The organism is Sphingobacterium sp. SRCM116780 (genome assembly GCF_021442025.1).
Taxonomy (GTDB): domain Bacteria; phylum Bacteroidota; class Bacteroidia; order Sphingobacteriales; family Sphingobacteriaceae; genus Sphingobacterium.
Genome location: NZ_CP090446.1, coordinates 4,123,794 through 4,146,853, shown reverse-complemented (window position 1 = coordinate 4,146,853; position 23,060 = coordinate 4,123,794). Strand labels below are relative to the sequence as shown.

Below are 23,060 nucleotides of genomic sequence, written 5' to 3'. Positions count from 1 at the left end.
TTAACAATTAATAATCCTTAGAAGAAAACAAATCACTAATTTTAGTAAAGAGACCATTTTTAGGTTTTAATCCTTTGAGTTCACGTTCTAAATTAACCGCTTCTCTTTTTGTCAATAACTTTATAGACATGTGTTCATCCACTACAGGACGATCATTTTTGTCAGTCTTCACTGCTGCAATTTCATCAACAACCTCAATTCCACTTATCAATTCTCCAAAAACAGTATAATTACCATCCAAATGAGGAGATCCCCCTACTGTCTTATAAGCTGTACGCTGTGCTTCGGTAAACTTAACACCTTTCATCCTCAAGGTCTCTAAACTATCTAAACCTCCATCTGAAAATTTCTTCCCTTGTACAATATAGAATTGCGAAGCTGAGGACGCTTTAGCTGGATTATCATCTCTTGCAGCACCAAGAGCTCCTTTTTTATGGAAGAGACCTGTCTGGATTTCAGAAGGAATAGTATAGTTAGGACCACCGTCCCCTAACAATTGACCAGGTTTAGCATTTCTGGAATCAGGATCTCCACTTTGAATCATAAAATTGTGTATAACACGATGAAAAAGTAAACTGTCAAAGTAATTCTCTTTCACCAATTTCACGAAGTTGTCTCTATGCTTTGGTGTCTCATTATAAAGTTTTAATACGATCACTCCTTTATCAGTTTGAATACGTACATACTTATTCGTTGGTTTTGCAGCAAAAACAACCAACGATATCACACAAAATAATGAAAATAAAATTATTTTTTTCATGGCAATTTAAATTACTTTTAGATCTTGAAAATAATCAATGATTAATGATTTAATGATGAGCTCTTGCTCCAATAATGTATAATTCGGAATTGGCTTAATCAATTCCCAATGCGGCCACCCCTCTTCATCTAGTCCCCTCAACTCATAAAAACCCATCGCACTAAAAAGACGACAATTGGCAATATGCATCAATTCTTCCTTTTCTCTTTTCGAAAATTTTTGAGGCCCCTTACCGAGCTCTTGCACGCCAATCAAAAATAAAAACACTTTTAAATCTGGCAACTCCATATCAAATGATTCTGCAATCTCATGTTGCAAAACCACCCATTTTTTATTTACTTCTGATGCGTTCATATAAAAACAAATATAGAGATTTAAACAACTACTTCCACTCTTTGATCAACTGCTGACAGCGATTTTCAATAAGCTTATACACGGGTTCAAATAGGTTTTCATCAAAATAAGGATCTGGCACAATATCATCCACTAAAAACAGCATAACTTTATCCCGTTCTTCTTTTGATGTTGCCTGCGAAACTACATCCTTATAATTTTGATGATCCATCACTAAGATATGATCGTAGGCATTAAATAAGCTTGCGTTAAAATGTCTTGCTCGTTGATGAGAAATGTCAACATTATATTTTTTAGCCACAGCAATAGATCTCCTATCTGGGGCCTGTCCAATATGCCAATCTCCTGTACCTGCAGACTCAATCGTCCAGTCTAATCCTTCTTCTTTTGCCAGATGACTTAGGATGCCGTGCGCCAACGACGATCGACAGATATTACCTAAACAAACCATTAAAATATTCATGGTTTAAAAATAATGATAATATTGCGAGTATAAATAAGATTTATGAGATTAACACTTGTAAAAGTTGTCCTATGCCACAATTGAAATATAATTCCAGTAAATTGAATGACAAAAAAAGGTGATTCCGAAAACGAAACCACCTTTAATGAATCAATTATAAATACGATTAATATTCGATTGGAACATTGAGTACAACTGTACTTCCTCGTTCTGGCACACCTTTCATGCTAACAATGTTTCGTTTTGTTTTTGCTAAAGCAGCTTCAATATCGTCCACATTATTAACTGGAGTACCATTTACTTCAGTAATCACCAGACCTTTCTCAACACCAAAATATTCAAAAACACCACCTTTATTAATTTGGGTGACCACTACACCAGAGTTTATACCCAACTCTTTTTTCTGTGCACTCGAAGCAGGAAGAAAACTAGCACCTAGTTTGTTATAAATTTCAGTAGCACTTTTACTAGAATTTTCTCCAGCCGCTACTTTATTTATTTCTTCTCCTTTCAGCGTGACATTCACTTCTTTTTCTTTTCCATCACGCTTAAAGGTCAATTTCACTTTATCTCCTGGACGTAAACGACCAACAGTTTCTTGTAGAACTGGAGAAGAGGTAATGACTTTGCCATTGATCTGGGTAATCAAATCTCCTTTTTGAATTCCTGCAGCTGCTGCAGCACCACCTTTAACGACATCCTGAACATACAATCCATTCACATCTGTCAAGCCTTTTTCTTTTGCTAATTCCGGTGTTATTTCAGTAAAGGTCACTCCAATATAACCACGTTTCACATTTCCAAATTTCACAAAATCATCCACAATTTTCTTCACTAAATTTACTGGAATTGCAAAACCATAACCAGCATACACTCCTGTTGGAGAAGCAATAGCTGAATTAATACCAATCAACTCACCTTGTGCATTTACCAATGCTCCACCGCTATTTCCTCTGTTAATAACCGCATCGGTTTGGATAAACGACTCAATCGATGAATTAGCCACAGGTTCTTCCTGACCACCATAGCCACGAGGCTGTTGTTGACTTTCTCCTAAAATTCCTATTTGACGTCCTTTTGCACTAACAATTCCTGCAGTCACTGTTGATTGCAAACCTAATGGATAACCCACTGCTAACACCCACTCGCCAATATTCACATTATCCGAATTTCCCAATTTAACAACAGGAAGTCCTTTAGCCGTTACTTTTAAAAGAGCTAAATCTGTATTTGGATCACGTCCAATTACTTTTGCTTCAAAAGAGCGCTTATCCGTAAGAACAACCTCAATCTTATCCGCATCTTCTACCACGTGGTTATTCGTTACGATATAGCCATCATCAGAGATAATCACACCAGATCCCGAAGCTTGAACAGGTTGCGCCTGTCTTTGTTGACGACCTTGACCTTGTGGATTACCAAAAAACTCCTCAAACATATCAAATGGAGAACCTGATCCTCCACCCTGAGATATTTGTTTGGTATACGTTGTTTTAATGTGTACAACTCCTGGAGACACAATTGCAGCTGCTTGTGTGAAATCTGGATTTCCTGTCGAGGAAATCACTCCAGTTGGATTGTTCGCAAAATATACCTTTTGTTTGTCCTCGAAAGACATTCCATCAAATGTTTTATTCTCAAAAAGCTTATAGCCTCCTATAGCTACGGCTCCTCCGAAGACAGCTGTTAATAAAGTTAAACCTACTTTGTTCATAAACTATTGCTTCTAAATTTTATTAAAAATATATAACTAATTTTATATCTAATCTGAAATTTATTAAATATACTATTACTTTTCAAATGTAATACCATTTCAAATTTCACTGCTAATTAGGCACGTTAAAAAATGTTAATTGACCACTAAAAATCACCTTTTTAACAAAACTTAACTTTCTTTATGTTATGTGTAACAGAAAAGTTAATTTTGCTAGATATAATCACTCAAATGGAATCAAAAATTAAATTTTCAAAATACCAAGGGGCTGGCAATGACTTTATTCTTATTGACAATAGAAACCTAGGTTTCGATCGTAAAAATGAAGATTTGATCAAACAACTTTGTGATCGAAGATTTGGTATTGGAGCTGATGGTTTGATGCTATTACAAGCAATAGAAAACTTTGATTTTGAGATGGTTTATTTTAATGCTGATGGCCGAGAAGGAACGATGTGTGGTAATGGCGGTCGCTGTATTGTCGCTTATGCAAGAGATCTTAACTTGATACATGACAAAACTGTCTTTTTGGCAGTGGACGGTGTTCATCAAGCGAATTTAGAGGGCAATTTAATTGATCTCCAAATGATTGATGTCGAAAAAATAGATCGAGATGGAGAAGCCTATGTCATCAATACAGGTTCACCTCACTATATTACCTTTAAAAATAAGTTGGCAGATCTGGATGTTTTTAATGACGGATATCAGATCAGAAATAATCAAACGTATAAAAAAGAAGGAATCAATGTCAACTTTATCGAAAAAGAAGGTGACACAGGATATTTCTTACGTACATTTGAACGAGGAGTTGAAGATGAAACTTTTGCATGTGGAACTGGAGCTACAGCCGCTGCAATGACCATAGCATTAGCTGAAAATAGAAATGGAAAAATAACAATCCCCATCCGTGTACTAGGGGGGCAATTATATATCTCTTTTTTAAAAGATGGTCATTCTTTTACTCAAGTATATTTGAAAGGTCCCGCAACTTTTGTTTACAACGGAACTATCTAGAAAAGAGAATACCAATATCTACATCCCTATAAGAACATTACCTATTGAATGGTAGATAAGCCAAGTTCATCTTAACGAACTTCTTATTCTTTCATCAGTATCAAATTAATAATAATTATTACCCAGATCATATAGATTAATCTGTATATTAGAAACCTTATTTAATTAGGGTACGAATATATTAATGCAACAGACAAAGTTATCTTCATCGCACCGAATTGTTTATTCCATATGTGAACATCCCTATTTGGGTTATTTAATGGAGCCACATGTGGTCAAATTGAATCCAAATGGGACTTATTCACTTCGCTATAAACGCGTATTTAGCAATACAGTCAATGAATATGCACAAGCTGTTGATGAGTTAGACTATAAGTTGATCCGACTTCTTGACGAGATCGAACAAACTAATCTGATCAAGAAGTACCATAAAAAAGCCATCAGACCTGTAGACTTCTTTTCAAAAGTTTTTGACAAGAAATTACATGAATTGTTAAGAACAAAAATTGATCAGGTACTCCTTCAGTTTTTGGCTATTGTAGGTGATAAACCCATATTCTTGATGAGTAAAGATGGGTATCCTGCAGATCAAAAAGTTCAGATCGCACCTCAACCAGCCTCTATCCTTTTTCATTTTAGAAGAAATGAAGAGGAGACACGTTATTTCCCAACCATTAAGTATGAAGATCATCGAATGGAATTCATGTTTAAGAATGCACAGGTAATCATTAATGAACAAGCGTGGCTCTTACTTAACAATACCTTATTTCACTTTGATCAACAATTAGAAGGCAAAAAACTAAGCCCATTTTTGAACAAAAGATTTATTTCCGTTTCTCGAAGTACTGAAAAGAAGTACTTTGAAACCTTTGTTTGTAGCTTGATAGAAAGATATCATGTGTATGCCGAAGGGTTTGAGATTAAGACGCATCAACATAATGCCAATCCTATCCTGAAGTTGATTGGTCATGAAGAAGGATATTTCCATTTACAATTACAATTTCAATATGGTCCCTATATATTTTCCTCCGGCAAAGATAATAAGGTAAATGTCCGAATGGAATATATAGAAGATCAAGATCTATATGTGTTCCATCGCATCAAACGTTCTCTGACTTGGGAAGCAAATCAACTTCAGATCATAACAGAACTTGGTTTGGAAAAAGTTCAGCAACACGTAAATGATCTATTCCCCAAAAAAGTATTGGGCAAACAAGTTTCTATTTTTGATTGGATCAGTCAAAATGATGCTATATTGAAAGAAAAAGGATTTGAGATCATACAAGATGTCGCAGAAAAAAGATTTTTTATTGGACATACCTCTATTGATATTTCAATTAATGAAGGTAATGATTGGTTCGATATCAAGGCAATAGCAAAATTTGGTCCTTTCGAGATTCCATTTATCCAATTAAGACATCATATCCTTCATAATATTAAAGAATTTACACTTCCAAATGGAGAAATAGCCATGATACCGGAAGAGTGGTTTGCGCAATACAATCACTTGTTTCAATTTTCTACAGATAAAAATGAGCTTAAATTAAATAAAATTCATTTAGGATTACTTTACGAGATCAGCGAGCATGCGGAGCTCATGTTCTCCCGAAAGTTGAAAAAATTGACGGAATTTGAAGAGATTGAAGACGCCCCCTTACCCAAAAATTTTCATGGACAGCTTCGCCCCTATCAACAGGCAGGATACAATTGGTTTAACTTTTTACAACAGTACAAATTTGGAGGCTGTCTTGCTGATGATATGGGACTGGGAAAGACCATTCAAACACTCGCCTTACTTCAACGTCAAAAGGAATTATTGGTCAAAAGCAACGATGTCAAGACTTCATTGCTTGTATTGCCGACTTCATTGATTTACAATTGGCAAAATGAAGCGCATAAGTTTGCACCAGATCTACAGATTCATCTACATACTGGCAATAACCGATTAAAAAATCCACAGTTACTGGCTTCTTTTGATTTGGTCATTACGACTTATGGTATCACACGTATTGATGAAGAGCTGTTAAGTCAATTTTACTTCAACTACATCATTCTTGATGAGAGTCAAAATATTAAAAACCCAACCTCAAAATCTTTCAAAGCTATTAAAAGCTTAAAAAGTAAAAATAAGCTTGCCTTAAGTGGAACTCCTGTAGAAAATTCAGTCTCTGATCTTTGGACACAAATGCATTTTACAAACCCTGGACTTCTTGGTAGTTACACCTATTTTCAAAAGGAATTTGTGCAACCTATTGAAAAGAAAAAGGATGAGGAAAAGGCAAGAAGACTTCAAACCATTGTTAAGCCTTTTATCTTACGCAGAACCAAAGATCAAGTTGCAACAGAGCTTCCTCCAAAAACGGAGCAAGTACTATATTGTGAAATGCCTGAAAAACAACATGAGCTCTATGAAAAAGTAAAATCAGAATATCGTAATGCGATTCTAGATGGTCAAATGATAGGAAAAGCAAAATCAAATCAAATTGCGCTCCTGCAAGGTTTGATTAAATTAAGACAACTTGCCAATCATCCTAAAATGGTCGACCAAGAATATATAGGCAGCTCAGGAAAATTTGACACGGTAATCGAGACCTTAGAGAATGTATTACAACATGGAAATAAAGTCTTAATATTCTCACAATTTGTCAAGCATCTCAATATTTTTAGGGGATACTTTGATAAGAAAAAAATCAACTATGCTTATTTAGATGGGAGTACAAAAAACCGAGATGAAGCTGTCAGTCAGTTCAGACAAGATGAAGACACAAAATTATTTTTAATATCGATCAAAGCTGGTGGTGTAGGTCTGAACCTAATTGAGGCTGACTATGTATTCATTTTAGATCCCTGGTGGAACCCTGCTGTCGAACAACAAGCTGTAGATAGATCGCACAGAATCGGGCAAACTAAAAATGTATTTATCTATAAATTTATTTCGAAAGATACGGTAGAGGAAAAAATATTAGCTATGCAAAATAGAAAACGTTCTATTGCCCAAAGTTTAATTACTACGGAAGAGAGTTTTATCAAGTCATTATCACCAGAAGATATTCAAGAACTATTGGGATAACAAAAGACAGAGTTGAGAACTATTTCCATAATCGAAAATAATATGTGACATGTAATCTGTCATCTCTTTTAACAGAGAAACCCGTGCTCATTCAGTAGCATGGGTTTCTTTTTTTATAGTATAGTTACCTACGCTGTAAAAGCAATTAATGCTTTTCTCACACGAGCAATAACTTCTTCTTTTCCTAATAACTCTACAATCTGGAAAACATCTGGTCCAAACTTACCCCCTACTAACATAATGCGAAATGGCATCATCAACTCACCCATTTTCATTCTTGAATCTTGAATAGCTCCTTTGAAAAAGGGTTCTAAGTCAGTAGCTTTCCAGGATTCAACTGTTTCAAAAGCAGCATTGATGTTTTCAAAGAAAGTGGTTTTTTCAGCAGACCATTTTGGTTTTACCGCATCCAAGTCATAGCTTTCGGGTGTGACAAAGAAAAATGAAGCATGTTCCCAAAAATCCGAAACAAATGTCAATCGCTCTTTCACTGCATACAACACTTGAGCTACATACTTATCATCAATATGTTGAATCTGGTGAGCTACTAACACATCTTTTATTTGTGGAAGTAGTGCTTCATTCGATGTTTTCTTGATCCACTCATGGTTGAACCATTTTGCTTTCTCAAAGTCGAATTTCGCACCAGCTTTACTGATACGCTCTACAGAGAATTTTTGCGTTAATTCCTCCAATGAAAACAGTTCTTGTTCAGTACCATCATTCCATCCCAACACGCCTAACATATTAACAAAAGCTTCGGGTAAAAATCCCATTTCTCGGAAACCTTTAGTTACGGCATCCGATTGTGCATCTTTCCAATTCATAGCATAAACAGGGAACCCCAAACGATCGCCATCCCGTTTACTTAACTTGCCATTTCCGTCTGGTTTTAAGATTAATGGTAAATGTGCCCATTGCGGCATTTGATCATTCCAACCCAAATATTCCCATAATAAAATGTGAATTGGAGCAGAAGGTAACCATTCTTCCCCACGGAAAACATGAGAAATCTCCATTGCTTTATCATCAACAACAACAGCCAAATGATAAGTAGGCATTCCATCTGCTTTTAATAAAACCTTATCATCAATTAAATTCGTGTCAAAACTTACTTGACCACGAATCATATCAGTAAAAGAAACGATTTCATCTGTTGGTACCTTAATCCGAATAGTATGTGGAGTACCTGCGCCTAATAACTGTTGTGTTTCCTCTGGAGAAAGGCTTAATGAATTTCGAAGTTTTAGTCGATTCTCATGACTATAACGAAAGTTCGGTTGCTCTTTTCTTTGTTCTTCTAACTCAGCAGCAGTATCAAATGCATAATAAGCATATCCATTTTCAATCAATTGTTCTGCAAATTGACGATAAGAAGGTTTACGCTCACTTTGACGATATGGTCCAAAAGAACCTCCTTTAGCAGGACTTTCATCAGGTGTCAAACCGCACCACGCTAAACATTCATTAATATATTCTTCTGCACCAGCAACAAAACGTGTTTGATCTGTATCTTCAACACGTAAAATAAAATCACCTTGATGTTTACGTGCGTACAAATAATTGAATAAAGCTGTACGAACTCCTCCAAGGTGCAATCCACCAGTAGGACTAGGTGCAAAACGCACTCTTACTTTTCTTTCCGAACTCATGAAGACAAAATTACATCAAAATTTTCATTTCATTAACACGATACAGCTGGTAACCATAAGAAAATAACAAAACCTAGCGTTTATCGTGAGATATATTATGCCATCTAAGCATTAATTTCATTTAATTCGTTAATTTGCAGGATCACGATTCCTTTTGTTTAATATGAATCCTTATCAATACAATCAACAACGTTGGAAATTCTTCTTACTCATCTTCGCAGCAATAATAGCAGCAGCATCCTTATTGTACACGAACTATTTAGTAAAAAATCTATCTCGCGTGGAACGTACAAAGGCTGAAGTATGGGCAATGAGTACAAAAAGTATTATGACCATGCCTGATGTTGACGATGAGTTTATCACTTTCGTTTATGCTGTCAGAGATAGCCTTGCTGTTCCCGCAATTATTACGGATGAGAAAGGACATATTGTTTTTTGGCGCGATCTCGACTCCACCAAAACCAATATCAAAACAACAACGAAAGACAGTACAAATCATCATTTGGACTATGATCCACAATATTTTGAGAAGCAACTCAATTTTATGAGAAAAAGCCATCCTCCAATAGTGCTAGAATTAGATACTGGAGCAAAATGGCTAGTTTATTATAAAGATTCATGGTTTCTTCAGCAGCTGCGGGTATTTCCTTATATTCAGCTTTCTTTGATTGCCATTTTTTTGATTATTGCATATACCGTATTTAATTCCATTCGAAAATCAGAGCAAAACTTAGTTTGGGTAGGTTTGACAAAAGAGGCAGCGCATCAATTAGGTACGCCAATCTCTTCCTTAATGGGTTGGTTGGAACTTATTAAATTAAAATTTGATGCAGAAGATGATGATACATTAAATGAAATGGAAAATGATATCAAACGCTTAGAAATAGTTGCAGATCGTTTCTCTAAAATTGGTTCGACACCTGTCCTTCATAATGCCAATGTATTTGAAGTGATCGAATCTTATATTCGTTACTTTAAAGTTAGAACCAGTGACAAAATTACATTTGAGTTAATTGGCGATAAACATGTCGAAGCAAAGCTTAATATCCCTTTATTTGATTGGATTATAGAAAATTTATTAAAAAATGCCGTTAATGCGATTTCTTCTGAAGGAAAAATAACTGTTAAAATATCTGAAAACATTGCAAAAGAAGAAATTTTTATTGACATTAGTGATACTGGAAAAGGAATTTCGAGGTCAAACTTTGAAACGGTATTTCAACCTGGATTTACCACTCGCAAACGTGGATGGGGATTAGGATTAAGTCTAACAAAAAGAATGGTACACTATCACCAAGGCCATATTTTCGTGAAAGATTCTGAAATTGGAAAAGGCACAACATTTAGAATAATATTAAAAAGTAATCTAACATATGAACCCACTGAAATCTGATGAATACCCAGCGGTGTATTCCACATACATTGAGACAGTTGTAGGAGATGTCATGGAGGTATTGGAGGAACAAATTTTATCCTTTCCCGCGTTTCTTGACACCATACCTGAAGAAAAAGGTGATTATCGTTATGCAGAGGATAAATGGTCTATCAAAGAGGTCATCGGACATATCTTGGATAATGAACGTGTTATGGCTTATCGTGCATTGAGGTTTTCTCGAAATGATATGAAAGAACTTTTGGGATATGATCAAGAATATTTTATTCAAAACTCCAGATACAATGAACGTACATTAGCTTCCCTAAGTAAGGAATTTGTTCATTTACGAAAAGCAAATATGTTTCTTTTTGAAAATCTTAATGAGGCTGAGCTTGAAAGAAAAGGTATGGCGTCAGAAAGACTGATAAGTGTAAAGGCATTATTATATGTCGTTGCTGGCCATTTAAATCACCACCGCATTATTATCCACGAACGTTATTTAAACTCAAACAATGTCAATGATTTGGTTTCAGAATTACAACATTGATCAAGTTAACGGAATACTTGCCCAATATATGACGGGATTTCTGGAAATTAAAGCAACTGCTATTGATAGTCATTCTATTACGGCAACAATGCCCGTAAATGACAAAACAAGACAACCTTTTGGAATATTACATGGAGGAGCTTCAGTCGTATTAGCCGAGTCAATCGGTAGTATTGCTTCCAACTTAATCATTAATCCTGATACACAAAAGGGAGTTGGATTAGAAGTCAATGCCAATCACCTACGCCCAGTAACAACAGGGTTGGTGACGGCTGTTTGTACAGCAGTACATATTGGAAAGCAAACCCATATTTGGGATATCCGAATCTCGGATGAATCTGGCAAATTAAATTGCATTTCAAGATTAACAGTAGCCATTATAAGTAAATAACGTTATTTCAAAACATTCTTTCTTATTATTTGTCTTGGTAAATATACTAAGCCAACTGAATTGGTTTACAAATACGGTTTTATTAAAAAGGGAGCGTTACACCAGGTGTAATACTCCTTTTTTTATTCCATTTATTACCAAATAAACGCTACCTCCCCGTCTTTTTATTTTCTTAATTGAATTAATTTAATTAGTCTTGTAGTAGAAAAACTTTGATTTTTACTATAAACCAATTTCAATCGATTGTGTAAAACAAATCTTGAATAAAGACACCCAAAAATCAATGCATTCTAATTTTTTAATCTAAAAAAACAATTAATCGATACTAAAAAATGAATTCTCAATCAAATTCAGGAAAAACAGCCTTTCGTCCTATGGCCATGTGTTGTGCCTTATTCTTCATTTTAGGATTTGTCACTTGGGCAAATGGAACACTTATCCCCTTCTTAAAGATTGCCTGTAACTTAGAAACAGACTTACAAGCTTTTTTCGTAACATTTGCTTCTTACATTGCTTATTTCTTTCTAGCAATTCCTAGTTCTTGGATTTTAAAAAAAATCGGATTCAAAAATGGTTTAGTGCTCAGCTTAATTTTGTTGGGTCTAGGATCATTAATTTTCATTCCTGCTGCTGATAGCAGAAGTTATATTTTATTCCTGACAGGTATCTTTGTTCAAGGATCTGCAATGGCACTACTTCAAACTGCCGTAAACCCTTACTTAAGTATTATTGGTCCCATTGATAGTGCGGCACAAAGAATATCAATCGCAGGATTTTTCAATAAATCTGCAGGGATTATCGTCCCTTTGATCTTCGGAACTCTATTCTTAAAAGATTCCTCAGCGGTGACAGCAAAGTTAAATGCTGCAGTGGATATGGAGGCTAAAAATGCCATTCTGGACTCGTTATTACAACGTGTACATACACCTTATATCACACTAGCCGTTGTTTTTGTTTTATTTGCTGTCGTTATTAAAATAACACACCTACCAGAGGTAGATGTTAATGCCGAAGAAGAGCACGTAGATGAAGATGGGGCAGTTATTATCAAAGAAAAGAAAACAAGCATCTTCCAATTTCCACATTTATTTTTAGGCTCTTTAGCAATCTTTTTCTGTGTAGCAGTAGAAGTAATGGCAGGAGATATTATTGGTGTATATGCTCGTCAATTAAATATCCATGGCGCCTTGGTAACCTATGCAACGACATTTACTTTAGGTTGTATGCTTTTAGGATATATTATAGGTATTATTACAATTCCTAAGTTTGTTTCCCAGCAATTTGCTTTACGTATCTGTACCATAGTGGGTATTCTTTTCACCTTTATTTCGGTGTTTACAACTGGTATTACTTCCTTTATTTTTGTAGCCCTTTTAGGTATTGCAAATTCTCTCATGTGGCCAGCAATTTTTCCATTAGGAATCAAAGGATTAGGTAGATTTACCAAAACTGGATCCGCAATCATGATTATGGGGATCGCTGGTGGAGCAATCTGGCCGTTGATTTATGGTTTCTTAAAAGACAACATACATGTTGATTTTCAACATGCATTCTTATATGCAATGGTTCCAGCTTATTTATACATCTTGTATTTTGGAACTAAAGGCCACAAAGTAGGACAGAAATAATAAATAATTATAATTTGTTTAAATTAAATAGCGGTTATTTTAAGCAATAACCGCTATTTTTCTTGAAAATCAAAATATGAAAAAATCAATCTACTGCTTAATCTTTAGCTTATTCATTTCTACACAGCAGGGGTATTCACAAAAAATAACAGAATTAAAAGATCCAAAGGCTCCCCTTTCCACTGAAAAATGGAGTTTATTAAAAGAAAAAAGTAATTTTTCTTTTAGCATAGCTGATTACAGTTATTCTAAAACAAATCCACCCTCTGTAGAAACATTGACCAAAGCTTGGAATACCAAAGCTTGGAAAGGAGAGAAAGTTCATACACAATTGGTATTCTGGAGTAATCAGAATCATGATAAAGTTGAAATCAGTTCTTCCTCATTGAAAAATGCTAAAGGTAATCCAATTAATACAGATCAAATTTCTATTGGATACATCTCCTATGTTATGACAGACCTTGCAGGCGATCTAAAGAATGGTTGTGGTATCAACAAAGTATTAGACTCAGCCTTAGTGGCCGATCGTATTACAGATCAATCAAGCTTTGAATATGAAAAAAACACAACAAGACCCCTTTGGTTAAGCATTCAAGTTCCTCGTGATGCGGCAATAGGTACCTATAAAGGATTATTAACGATAAAAGGAACAAATTATAATACAACCATTCCTTACAGTATAGAGGTGCTTCCACATGTTTTACCTGAAGCAAAAAACTGGGAGTATCACTTGGACTTATGGCAAAACCCTTACTCCATTGCTAGACAATATCAAGTAGCATTATGGTCACCTGAGCATTTCAAAATCATGAAACCATACTATGAAAGATTACGTGATGCTGGTCAAAAAAATATTACAGCGAGTATTATCAATGACCCCTGGAATGGTCAGACGTATGATAAATATCAAGCCATGATCAAATGGACCAAAAAGAAAGATGGTACTTGGTCATATGATTACAGCATCTTTGATAAATGGGTGAGTTTTATGCGTGACATTGGCATTTCAGAATATATCAATTGTTACAGTATGATTCCTTGGAATATGAATTTTCAATATTTTGATGAACGTACAGGCAAATACGAAATCTTAAAAGTAAAAACCGAAGATTCAAAATATCGAGAACATTGGCTACCACTTTTAAAAGATTTTGCTAAACATCTAAAAGAGAAAGGTTATTTCGAATGGACGACAATTGCCATGGATGAAAGACCTCAGGAAGATATGAAACGTGCTATAGCCATTATCAAAGAAGCTGACCCAGCATTCAAATCATCACTTGCAGGCGCTTACCATCCACAGATCTCCGATCAATTTGCAGATTATAGCATCACATTAGGAGAAGATATGGCACCAGAGGTATTAAAGATGCGCAAAGAAAAAGGTTATAAGACGACACTGTATACCTGTTGTTCCGAGATTTTCCCAAATACGTTCACCAATTCAGGTTATCAAGAAGCAACTTGGTTAGCTTGGAATAGTGTGCAAAGAGGTTTTGATGGTTATTTAAGATGGGCATTTGATTGTTGGAATGCCAATCCGAATCAAGATACCAGACATGGAACTTGGTTAGGTGGTGACACTTATTTTGTATACCCTGACAATATGACTTCAATTCGTTTCGAAAAGCTAATAGAAGGCGTACAAGATGCTGAGAAAATAAGAATTTTAAGACAAACATTGAATCCTTCTCAATTGCAGAAATTAAATACTGCAATAGCTACTTTCAGCAATAAAAACATCAACCAAAAAATGATTCCAAAACAGCTGATTGAAGCGAAAGAAATATTAAACAGTTTATAAAAAACTGCAAATAGTGAAGGTCAATTGATCTTCACTATTTTTTTAAAATCAAAATTCTTTATTCTGATTATTTAGAATTATTTTAGAGAAAATTAAACATTTACAAAATGAAAAAATCTATTTTAACATTTTGCGCTACGACAGTACTGGCGTTGAGTATCTCAACGGCTTCGTTTGCTCAAGTAAAATTACCTCAAGCGAGTAGTTCGACTTCCATAACACAAGGGTTGGGGATTAAAAATATAGCACTTACTTATCAAAGACCAAATGTGAATGGTCGTGTTATTTTTGGGGATCTAGTCCCTTATAATGAAGTCTGGAGAACAGGAGCAAACAGTCTCCCTGTTATTAAATTTGAAGAAGAAGTAACGATTGAAGGAAATAAAGTACCTGCTGGAACGTATGGTATATTAACCATTCCGACAAAAACAGATTGGACGATTATCTTAACAAAAAATAGTAATCAATGGGGAGCATATACCTATGATAAAAAAGATGATCTATTACGTTTCAATGTTAAGTCTGAAAAATTAGCGAACAAAGTAGAATCCTTCACGATGCAATTTGAGAATGTAACGACGAACTCGGCAACGTTATCATTAGCTTGGGCAAATACGTTGACCAAATTCAATATTAAAGTAGACCAGAACAATGAAATTATGGCGAGTATTGATGAGGCAATGAAAGGGGAGAAAAAACCATACCTACAAGCTGCTCAGTTTTATTTGAATAATAATTTAGATCTTAACAAAGCTTTATCATGGGCTAACGAAGCTGAAAAAGCAAATCCAAATGTTCCATACATCAGTTATTGGAAAGCTAAAATCCAATTGAAAGCTGGTGATAAAAAAGGTGCTATCGCTACTGCTCAAAAAGGTGTTGAACTTGCTCAAAAAGAAAACAATGCTGAGTACGTTAAATTAAATACACAGGTTATTAAACAAGCTAGCAAATAACATATATTATAAAAAAGAAAACCGCTTTAAAAGCGGTTTTCTTTTTTATAACTCTTCTTTAAGAAGCTCTGCTAACTCTTCATGTGTAATATTCATATTCACATTTCCATCCTTGGCAAAGGATATTTCCCCTGTTTCTTCCGAAACAATAACGGCAACAGCATCAGATATCTCTGTTACACCAATACCTGCTCGATGACGTAATCCAAATTGTAAAGGTAAATCTTCGCTATCTGATAAAGGTAAAATACAAGAAGCGGACATAATCTTAAAATCTACAACAACAACTGCCCCATCATGTAAAGGACTATTTTTATGAAAAATACTTTCAATCAAACGTTTCGAAATATGAGCATCTATATATTCTCCACTGCTTTGATAGTATTCTTCATCAAAATATTTAGCAAACACAAGTAAAGCTCCGGTGTGCGTTTTAGACATACTACGACACGCTTCGATAATTGGTTTTAAATGTTCAGAATTATCTTTTGTAACGGTTTTCTTGCTCATCAAGAATGACCATAAGATCTTCTTTCGTTTCATCGAAATATTCTTACCCACATGCAGTAAAAAACGCCTAATTTCCTGTTGGAAAACAACAATCAATGCGATTGAGCCTACAGAAATAAATCCACCGAATATCTCTGTCAACAAACGCATATGCATTTGTTTTACGATAATATAAATACCATAAAATAAAGCAACACCTATTAGAATATTGACGGCAATGGTACCACGAATTAAACTATAAACATAGTAAATGATAATCGCCACCAACATAATATCAATGACATCTAACAAACGGAAGCCTCTAAAGAGGCTGTAATCAATTCCTTCCATATAGATGCAAGTTAAAAAAAATCAAATAAAGAATCTGTTCTTTATCAACCAAATTATCGTTAATATGAACATGCATCCAAATTGTTTTGTATTTTTACTTAAACGATTGAAATAAATGACAGCATTATCCGTAAATATCAATAAAATAGCTACTCTTCGTAATTCCAGAGGAGGAAACAATCCAAATGTTTTAGCTGCGGCTTTAGCCTGTGAACGCTTTGGCGCTCAAGGAATCACTGTTCACCCCCGACCAGACGAACGCCATATTCGTTATGCCGATGTGTATGATTTGAAGGCGAATATTCAAACAGAACTAAACATCGAGGGAAATTGTCAAGAGCAGAAGTTTATTGATCTTGTTTTAGCTAACAAGCCAGCACAGGTAACATTAGTACCTGACACTGAAGGACAAATCACTTCAAATCATGGTTGGAATACCGTTAAAAACAAAGCTTACCTTTCGGATATGTGTAAACTTTTCAAAGATCAGGGTATTCGTGTTTCTATTTTTGTTGATCCAGATCGAGATATGGTAGAAGCAGCTGCAGAGACTGGAACGGATCGTATTGAATTATATACAGAGGCATATGCACAAGCCTTTATGGATGAAAGAGATGAAGCCATCAAACCATATTTCCAAGCAGCTTTAAAAGCACGCGAAGTAGGATTAGGTATAAACGCTGGTCATGATTTAGATCTCAATAACTTAACTTATTTTAATCAACATATCCCTGGATTGTTAGAAGTAAGTATTGGCCATGCCCTAATTGCTGATGCACTCTATCTAGGTCTAGAAGAAACGATAAAAAGATACTTAAATGCTTTAAAATAAAATAGAAGAGGCTTTACAAATTTGTAAAGCCTCTTCTATTTTATTCTATTCCTTTGAATATTCTGTTCCATCTTATTTTCGACAGTCCAGAACCTAATTCATCAAAGCTCAACCAGGTAAATAAAGCTTTACCAACGATATGGTCTTCTGGCACAAAGCCCCAACCACGAGAGTCTAATGAGTTATGACGGTTATCACCCATCATCCAATAGTAATTCATTTTAAAAGTGTAAGAATTCGCTTTGGCTCCATTGATATAAGTACCATCTGCTTTCTTTTCTAATGTATTTCCCTCATACACTGTAATGGCACGTTCATAAAGTGGAAGTGTGATACTGTCTAACTGTATCGTCCAGCCTTTACTCGGAATGGTAATCGGTCCAAAATTATCAAAGTTCCATTTTAATGCTGCTACATTTGGAAAGGTGGCCCCATCATCTATTCCTGGTTTTTGAATATTAGGAACTACTTGCTTCACATTGGCCCATCCTTTCATCATCGCAGCCTCTTCTTTAGTCATAAAAACTTGGTAAACATTAGGTTGATTCGTTTCATATGTTTCCAATCTTTTATCATTCATAACCCGAATATCCAATCCTGTCTGATCAGCAGTCACTAAATAACCCAATTGTCCCTCTGGTGGTACAAAGCCAGGCTTACCGTTGACAAATAATACCGCATTAGACATAGAAACTTTATCTCCAGGCATTCCTACACAACGTTTAATATAATTCTCTCGCTTATCAACTGGGCGATTAAAAGGCGCATCAGCCTCCATCGGGTAATTGAATACAACAACATCATTTCTTTTAATTTCCTGAAATCCAGGTAACCGTTTATAAGGAATCTGAATCAATTCTGAATAAGCCTTTCCACCTGTTATTGGCATCGTATGATGTGCAAAAGGAAAAGCGATAGGTGTCATTGGAATACGGGGGCCATAATTTAATTTACTCACAAATAGAAAATCCCCCACCAATAATGTATGCTCCATAGATCCTGTTGGAATCATATAGGCTTCAATCAAAAACCCTCTGATTAGAGATGCTGCAACTGTCGCAAAAACAATCGCATCAGCCCACTCCCTAGCCATTGATTTTTTATAGAAGTATTTCTTCTTAAATTCTTCTGTATTAGGTTTTCCTAAATACTTCACTAAAGGATCATTTGCCCAAAGTGGTAATACGATAAATGGAACTAAGATTGCTGCTGCATTTTCCCAAAATCTTCTTTTCCCAAAAGCTTTAATCAAATCCAAGTAAAGACCATAGAAAACAAATATATTGACAATAGGTACTAACAATAGAATAACGGTCCATTTAGCTCTACCTGTTAATTCAGCCATTACATACTCGCGATAAAAAGGGACTATAGCTTCCCAACCTTGTCTTCCCGCTTTAACAAATAGTTTCCAAAGCCCATAAAGAGCGATTATTGTTAAGACAGCAAAAATAATATACCACATACCTTTCTTTAAATTTAAATTTTAATAATCCAATATTTCAATTAGTATAACCGACCATAGTTTCGTTACATGGTTCCCCTTTTAACGTAAAATCGTTGCTAGGATTACTTATTGAAATCAAACATTTCTGTTACCTGATAGAATCCTTTTCTTCCAAATAACCATTCAGCAGCAATAACAGAACCTAATGCAAAACCATCACGACTATGTGCTGTATGTTTAAACTCGATTTGATCGACTTCGGAACTGTATACAACAGTATGTGTACCTGGCACTTCTTCTATACGGTGACTCTCTATCAACAACTCATTCCCTTTCGGAATGATCTCTTCCCCATCACCAACTAAAGAATTAACCCATGAAGTTTTGACATCACTATTGTTTAAAATTCCTTCAGCTATTGTAATCGCTGTTCCACTTGGAGAGTCTAATTTGTGAATGTGATGAATCTCCTCAACCTGAACATCATATGCTTTATAAGGTTGAATCGCTTTGGCTAACATTTTATTGATATGAAAAAAGATATTCACGCCAATTGAAAAGTTAGAACCATATAATATGGAGCCATTAGCTTGTTCACATTTCTGCTGTACCTCGTCCAAATGTTCATACCAACCTGTCGTTCCCACAACAACAGGAAGATTAGCTTCTAAACAAAGTTCCATATTTGCTAATGCAGCTTGAGGAACACCGAAATCTATGGCAACATCGGCATCTTGTAGGTCAGTAGCGGTGATTGAGTTGCGGTTTTCGCTATTGATAATCAAATGAATATCATGTCCTCTTTTTTGAGAAAATTTCTCAATAATTTGACCCATTTTGCCATAGCCGAATAATACAATTTTCATATTAATTTCAGATCACATTTAATTAAAAAGTTATTATAATTAGAAATACACTAATTTTTAAATATGAATTTAAGTTAAATAATTTTATTTTATATGCATGGATAATTTTAAACCTACATTTGGTACAGCATTGTAAGCAAAACGGTTAGTTGGTCCTTGCAGAATAGTTGGTCTGATTGTAAATCCAATTTTTTCTGAACTTACATTCCAACGGTTCTTTAACATAGAATCCACATAGGCTTCTACCACATTAAGCCCATACCATCCCACTGTCAAGAGGACCATCAAATCTCGATTACGACGTGCATAATCTTTTGCACTAATAAGTCCTTCTGTTGATGCTCCAGCATATAATGGATTACTAACAGCTCCATTGTTTGAATACCGGTAATCTAATTCCGTGATTAGCTCTTTATAGTAACGATTGTTAAAATCAAAAACAAGTACAGTAGAGGTAAATCCACCGTATATGATTGGCACCTTGAGCCACCAAAGACCTTTATTGGTATATTGCCCCCATCCAGGTAGGATTAAAGAGCGTTTCCATGCTGTAGCTGTCTTTGCCTCTATAGCAAGACGTGTAGAATCTTTGAAAATTTTAGGTTTCTTAGCCTCCTCCTCTGCTTTTTCTCTCTTCTTTCTTTCTCTTCTTGATTCTTTTTTTATTGTATCTTGTACCGATAGCGCCTTTTTTGTTGAGTCTGTTAAAGACACTGACTTTAATACCGGTTTTCCTTTCTGATCCACTTGTTGTGCTTGAACAACAAAAATGATCAATACAAAAAACAATAGACTGATTACTTTATACATACTACCAGTCTAATAATTCTAAAATACGGCTCAAATCATCTTCTGATTCAAAAGGAATTTCAATCGCTCCCTTTCCTTTCGCACTCTTCAGATTCAACTTAACACGAGAAGAGAATTTAGATGCTAAATCATCTTCAATCTTTTGAAATTGAAAAGATTTAGGGGTATTTTTATTCTTCTGCGTCTTTTTCTTATTTCCATTTTGGATATCCCGAACTAATTCTTCAGCCTTGCGTACTGATAAACCTAAATCAAGAATTAGTTTAAAGATGTATAATTGCTTATCAACTTCTCCAACATTAATAAGTGCTCGAGCATGTCCCATAGTCAACTCTCCATCGCGAATAGCCGCCTGGATCACTGGAGGTAATTTTAACAGTCTTAGATAATTGGTTACTGTAGATCGGTTTTTACTTACTCGTTCTCCTAGCTCCTCTTGTTTCAGATCACATTCTTCAATCATACGTTGAAAACTTAAGGCAACTTCAATTGCATTTAGATTTTCACGCTGAATATTTTCGATCAAAGCCATTTCCAACATCTGTTGGTCATTAGCCATACGTATATACGCTGGAATTTCAGTGATGCCCGCCAATTTTGAAGCACGATAACGTCGTTCTCCAGAAATTAATTGATACGCATGATCACCAATTTTTCGAACGGTAATCGGTTGAATCAAACCTTGTAATAAGATCGATTCAGAAAGTTCTTGTAGCGCTTGTGGATCAAAATCAGTACGAGGTTGAAATGGATTCACTTCTATTTCATCAACATTGACTGTACTTATAGTACCAGAGGATTTTGATTTTGCAGGTATTTCTGATCGAGATGTCGCTGCATTTTTTCCTGGGATATCGACACTATCATTTAATAAGGCACCCAATCCTCTTCCTAGACCTGTTTTTCGCTGTTGTGCTGCCATATTATATTGTAACTGTTGAATCTAACTCTTTTAAATGTCCATTCTTGTGTAAAATTTCTCGTGCCAAATTTAAGTAGTTGATCGCTCCTTTACAAGATGCATCATGCATAATTACAGAAATACCAAAACTTGGCGCTTCGCTCAAACGCGTATTCCGTTGAATAATGGTATCAAACACCAATTCTGTAAAATGTGTTTTTACTTCTTCTACTACTTGATTAGACAATCGTAATCGGACATCATACATCGTCAATAAAATTCCTTCGATCTCTAAACTTGTATTTAAACGCGTTTGAACAATTTTAATTGTATTCAATAACTTACCCAAACCTTCTAAGGCAAAATACTCGCACTGAACAGGAATAACAACTGAATCGGAAGCCGAAAGTGCATTGATCGTAATCAAACCTAATGAAGGAGAACAATCAATAATGATAAAATCATAATCATCTTTAATCTGATCTAAGATTTTTTTCATTTTATATTCCCGTTCGTGCATATTAATCATTTCAATTTCAGCACCAACTAAGTCGATATGAGCAGGTAATAAATCCAAATTAGGTGTTTCAGTTGTTTGAATAGCATCACGAGGATCTAAATCATTCACCAAACATTCATATATGCTTTCTTTAATAGATCTTGGATCAAATCCAATTCCTGAAGTGGAATTCGCTTGCGGATCAGCATCAACCAATAACGTTTTATATTCTAAAACCGCTAAACTAGCTGCCAAATTGATTGATGTTGTTGTTTTACCTACACCACCTTTTTGATTTGCAATTGATATAATTTTACCCATTTCGAATGAAATTCTTTCTTTATAAAATGTCGTTTTATTCCCTTTACGTCACAAAAAAGGATTATTATGCTAATTCTTAGATTCTTCTCCGTAAAAAAAATGCTTAAATGATGCTTATTTCTTACTTTTGAAAGTATCTAAAGGAATACTTCCTCAAGATGCTAAGATACAAAAAATCAGGATATACATCCACTTTGTTCGGAGGGTTTTTATAAGTTACAACTAGACAATGATTTTAATAATTTCGGGAACAAATCGTCCCAAAAGTAAGACGCTAAAAGTTGCACAACACTATCAAGAGCAGTTGCAAAAAAAAGGAGAACACTGTGAAATACTATCCTTAACAGACCTGCCTAAAGACATCATTGTCTCGGATTTATATGGTCAACGAAGTGATTTATTTAAGGGAATTCAACAACTTGTTTCCGACGCAGATAAATTCGTTTTTATCACCCCTGAATATAATGGAAGCATACCTGGTGTATTGAAGATTTTTATAGATGCTTGTGCTTTTCCTGCCAGTTTTTTTCATAAAAAAGCTGCTCTTATTGGACTTTCATCTGGGCGATACGGCAATTTAAGAGGAATAGATCATTTAACAGGAATTTGTAATTATTTACGAATGTATGTCTTACCCTTAAAAATATTCTTACCTCATATCCAGAATGAAATAAATGAAGAGCATTCATTTATTCATGAAGAAACAATCAATGCAATACATGAACAGATAGAAGAATTTGTTCGTTTCTAATCATCAAAAATATTCGTACAAATCAATGATTTATTATTGGTTTTTATAGAAATCCGATATTACTA

Annotated in this window: 21 protein-coding genes; 10 read left to right on the top strand and 11 right to left on the bottom strand. The window is 35.0% G+C overall.

The annotated features are described in order from the left end of the window. Positions 1–7 precede the first annotated feature (7 nt). The 4 genes from LZQ00_RS17895 to LZQ00_RS17880 all read right to left on the bottom strand — a co-directional run bounded on the left by LZQ00_RS17895 (position 8) and on the right by LZQ00_RS17880 (position 3,291). Positions 8–760 (bottom strand): peptidylprolyl isomerase, encoded by a 753-nt coding sequence (locus LZQ00_RS17895; protein ID WP_234510618.1) that lies wholly within the window; start codon positions 758–760, stop codon positions 8–10. A gap of 6 nt (positions 761–766) precedes the next feature. Beyond that, entirely contained in the window at positions 767–1,114 is a 348-nt protein-coding gene (locus LZQ00_RS17890) for a hypothetical protein (protein ID WP_234510617.1), read from the bottom strand. Positions 1,115–1,142: 28 nt separating this feature from the next. Then, positions 1,143–1,577, bottom strand: a complete 435-nt coding sequence (locus tag LZQ00_RS17885; RefSeq protein ID WP_234510616.1) for a low molecular weight protein-tyrosine-phosphatase — start codon at positions 1,575–1,577, stop codon at positions 1,143–1,145. A 166-nt stretch (positions 1,578–1,743) separates the two neighbouring features. Beyond that, the gene (locus LZQ00_RS17880; RefSeq protein WP_234510615.1) at positions 1,744–3,291 is read right to left on the bottom strand and encodes a Do family serine endopeptidase; all 1,548 of its coding nucleotides are present in this window, start codon (positions 3,289–3,291) and stop codon (positions 1,744–1,746) included. Positions 3,292–3,522: 231 nt separating this feature from the next. Here LZQ00_RS17880 and dapF point away from each other — a divergent pair, with 231 nt between their 5' ends. Then, positions 3,523–4,305: a diaminopimelate epimerase gene (gene dapF, locus LZQ00_RS17875; protein WP_234510614.1), complete on the top strand. Its 783-nt coding sequence runs from the start codon at positions 3,523–3,525 to the stop codon at positions 4,303–4,305. Between the two features lie 184 nt (positions 4,306–4,489). Further along, positions 4,490–7,375 carry a DEAD/DEAH box helicase gene (locus tag LZQ00_RS17870; RefSeq protein WP_234510613.1) on the top strand — a complete coding sequence of 962 codons (2,886 nt, stop codon included), beginning with the start codon at positions 4,490–4,492 and terminating at the stop codon, positions 7,373–7,375. A gap of 128 nt (positions 7,376–7,503) precedes the next feature. Here the strand turns inward: LZQ00_RS17870 and gltX are convergent, their stop codons facing one another. Beyond that, positions 7,504–9,027: a glutamate--tRNA ligase gene (gene gltX, locus LZQ00_RS17865; protein WP_234510612.1), complete on the bottom strand. Its 1,524-nt coding sequence runs from the start codon at positions 9,025–9,027 to the stop codon at positions 7,504–7,506. A gap of 163 nt (positions 9,028–9,190) precedes the next feature. On the opposite strand from gltX, the gene LZQ00_RS17860 reads away from it, so the two are divergent. The 6 genes from LZQ00_RS17860 to LZQ00_RS17835 all read left to right on the top strand — a co-directional run bounded on the left by LZQ00_RS17860 (position 9,191) and on the right by LZQ00_RS17835 (position 15,728). Then, a complete protein-coding gene (locus LZQ00_RS17860; protein ID WP_234510611.1) occupies positions 9,191–10,420 on the top strand; it encodes a sensor histidine kinase in 1,230 nt (409 codons plus the stop codon). Then, positions 10,401–10,949, top strand: a complete 549-nt coding sequence (locus LZQ00_RS17855) for a DinB family protein (protein ID WP_234510610.1) — start codon at positions 10,401–10,403, stop codon at positions 10,947–10,949. The genes LZQ00_RS17860 and LZQ00_RS17855 overlap by 20 nt, the downstream gene beginning before the upstream one ends. Then, positions 10,921–11,340, top strand: a complete 420-nt coding sequence (locus LZQ00_RS17850) for a hotdog fold thioesterase (protein WP_317259286.1) — start codon at positions 10,921–10,923, stop codon at positions 11,338–11,340. The genes LZQ00_RS17855 and LZQ00_RS17850 overlap by 29 nt, the downstream gene beginning before the upstream one ends. 332 nt (positions 11,341–11,672) lie before the next feature. Next, a complete protein-coding gene (locus tag LZQ00_RS17845) occupies positions 11,673–12,968 on the top strand; it encodes a sugar MFS transporter (protein WP_234510608.1) in 1,296 nt (431 codons plus the stop codon). A 76-nt stretch (positions 12,969–13,044) separates the two neighbouring features. After that, complete coding sequence (locus LZQ00_RS17840; RefSeq protein ID WP_234510607.1) at positions 13,045–14,772, top strand: DUF4091 domain-containing protein; 1,728 nt, start codon at positions 13,045–13,047, stop codon at positions 14,770–14,772. A gap of 107 nt (positions 14,773–14,879) precedes the next feature. Then, a complete protein-coding gene (locus tag LZQ00_RS17835) occupies positions 14,880–15,728 on the top strand; it encodes a DUF2911 domain-containing protein (protein WP_234510606.1) in 849 nt (282 codons plus the stop codon). 45 nt (positions 15,729–15,773) lie between these two features. Here the strand turns inward: LZQ00_RS17835 and cdaA are convergent, their stop codons facing one another. After that, entirely contained in the window at positions 15,774–16,568 is a 795-nt protein-coding gene (gene cdaA, locus LZQ00_RS17830; protein ID WP_234510605.1) for a diadenylate cyclase CdaA, read from the bottom strand. 115 nt (positions 16,569–16,683) lie between these two features. Here cdaA and LZQ00_RS17825 point away from each other — a divergent pair, with 115 nt between their 5' ends. Beyond that, positions 16,684–17,400, top strand: coding sequence for a pyridoxine 5'-phosphate synthase (locus LZQ00_RS17825; RefSeq protein ID WP_234510604.1), 717 nt, complete (start codon positions 16,684–16,686; stop codon positions 17,398–17,400). Between the two features lie 40 nt (positions 17,401–17,440). Here LZQ00_RS17825 and lepB read toward each other — a convergent pair whose 3' ends face one another. The 5 genes from lepB to LZQ00_RS17800 all read right to left on the bottom strand — a co-directional run bounded on the left by lepB (position 17,441) and on the right by LZQ00_RS17800 (position 22,244). Continuing rightward, a complete protein-coding gene (gene lepB / locus LZQ00_RS17820) occupies positions 17,441–18,865 on the bottom strand; it encodes a signal peptidase I (RefSeq protein ID WP_234510603.1) in 1,425 nt (474 codons plus the stop codon). Between the two features lie 104 nt (positions 18,866–18,969). Beyond that, a complete protein-coding gene (gene dapB / locus LZQ00_RS17815) occupies positions 18,970–19,713 on the bottom strand; it encodes a 4-hydroxy-tetrahydrodipicolinate reductase (RefSeq protein WP_234510602.1) in 744 nt (247 codons plus the stop codon). A gap of 84 nt (positions 19,714–19,797) precedes the next feature. After that, on the bottom strand, positions 19,798–20,523 hold the full coding sequence (locus LZQ00_RS17810) for a DUF5683 domain-containing protein (protein WP_234510601.1): 726 nt from the start codon (positions 20,521–20,523) through the stop codon (positions 19,798–19,800). Between the two features lies 1 nt (position 20,524). Further along, positions 20,525–21,445 carry a ParB/RepB/Spo0J family partition protein gene (locus LZQ00_RS17805; RefSeq protein ID WP_234510600.1) on the bottom strand — a complete coding sequence of 307 codons (921 nt, stop codon included), beginning with the start codon at positions 21,443–21,445 and terminating at the stop codon, positions 20,525–20,527. Position 21,446: 1 nt separating this feature from the next. Beyond that, on the bottom strand, positions 21,447–22,244 hold the full coding sequence (locus tag LZQ00_RS17800) for a ParA family protein (protein ID WP_234510599.1): 798 nt from the start codon (positions 22,242–22,244) through the stop codon (positions 21,447–21,449). A gap of 229 nt (positions 22,245–22,473) precedes the next feature. On the opposite strand from LZQ00_RS17800, the gene LZQ00_RS17795 reads away from it, so the two are divergent. After that, the gene (locus tag LZQ00_RS17795) at positions 22,474–22,995 is read left to right on the top strand and encodes an NADPH-dependent FMN reductase (RefSeq protein WP_234510598.1); all 522 of its coding nucleotides are present in this window, start codon (positions 22,474–22,476) and stop codon (positions 22,993–22,995) included. Positions 22,996–23,060 lie beyond the last annotated feature (65 nt).

Coding starts and splice junctions, on each gene's coding strand:
- LZQ00_RS17850 (WP_317259286.1), top strand. CDS start 10,921: ATGATTTGGTTTCAGAATTACAACATTGATCAAGTTAACGGAATACTT.
- LZQ00_RS17845 (WP_234510608.1), top strand. CDS start 11,673: ATGAATTCTCAATCAAATTCAGGAAAAACAGCCTTTCGTCCTATGGCC.
- LZQ00_RS17825 (WP_234510604.1), top strand. CDS start 16,684: ATGACAGCATTATCCGTAAATATCAATAAAATAGCTACTCTTCGTAAT.
- LZQ00_RS17835 (WP_234510606.1), top strand. CDS start 14,880: ATGAAAAAATCTATTTTAACATTTTGCGCTACGACAGTACTGGCGTTG.
- LZQ00_RS17855 (WP_234510610.1), top strand. CDS start 10,401: ATGAACCCACTGAAATCTGATGAATACCCAGCGGTGTATTCCACATAC.
- lepB (WP_234510603.1), bottom strand. CDS start 18,865: ATGTGGTATATTATTTTTGCTGTCTTAACAATAATCGCTCTTTATGGG.
- LZQ00_RS17895 (WP_234510618.1), bottom strand. CDS start 760: ATGAAAAAAATAATTTTATTTTCATTATTTTGTGTGATATCGTTGGTT.
- LZQ00_RS17795 (WP_234510598.1), top strand. CDS start 22,474: ATGATTTTAATAATTTCGGGAACAAATCGTCCCAAAAGTAAGACGCTA.
- gltX (WP_234510612.1), bottom strand. CDS start 9,027: ATGAGTTCGGAAAGAAAAGTAAGAGTGCGTTTTGCACCTAGTCCTACT.
- LZQ00_RS17810 (WP_234510601.1), bottom strand. CDS start 20,523: ATGTATAAAGTAATCAGTCTATTGTTTTTTGTATTGATCATTTTTGTT.
- dapB (WP_234510602.1), bottom strand. CDS start 19,713: ATGAAAATTGTATTATTCGGCTATGGCAAAATGGGTCAAATTATTGAG.
- LZQ00_RS17885 (WP_234510616.1), bottom strand. CDS start 1,577: ATGAATATTTTAATGGTTTGTTTAGGTAATATCTGTCGATCGTCGTTG.
- LZQ00_RS17840 (WP_234510607.1), top strand. CDS start 13,045: ATGAAAAAATCAATCTACTGCTTAATCTTTAGCTTATTCATTTCTACA.
- LZQ00_RS17800 (WP_234510599.1), bottom strand. CDS start 22,244: ATGGGTAAAATTATATCAATTGCAAATCAAAAAGGTGGTGTAGGTAAA.
- dapF (WP_234510614.1), top strand. CDS start 3,523: ATGGAATCAAAAATTAAATTTTCAAAATACCAAGGGGCTGGCAATGAC.
- LZQ00_RS17890 (WP_234510617.1), bottom strand. CDS start 1,114: ATGAACGCATCAGAAGTAAATAAAAAATGGGTGGTTTTGCAACATGAG.
- LZQ00_RS17880 (WP_234510615.1), bottom strand. CDS start 3,291: ATGAACAAAGTAGGTTTAACTTTATTAACAGCTGTCTTCGGAGGAGCC.
- cdaA (WP_234510605.1), bottom strand. CDS start 16,568: ATGGAAGGAATTGATTACAGCCTCTTTAGAGGCTTCCGTTTGTTAGAT.
- LZQ00_RS17870 (WP_234510613.1), top strand. CDS start 4,490: ATGCAACAGACAAAGTTATCTTCATCGCACCGAATTGTTTATTCCATA.
- LZQ00_RS17805 (WP_234510600.1), bottom strand. CDS start 21,445: ATGGCAGCACAACAGCGAAAAACAGGTCTAGGAAGAGGATTGGGTGCC.
- LZQ00_RS17860 (WP_234510611.1), top strand. CDS start 9,191: ATGAATCCTTATCAATACAATCAACAACGTTGGAAATTCTTCTTACTC.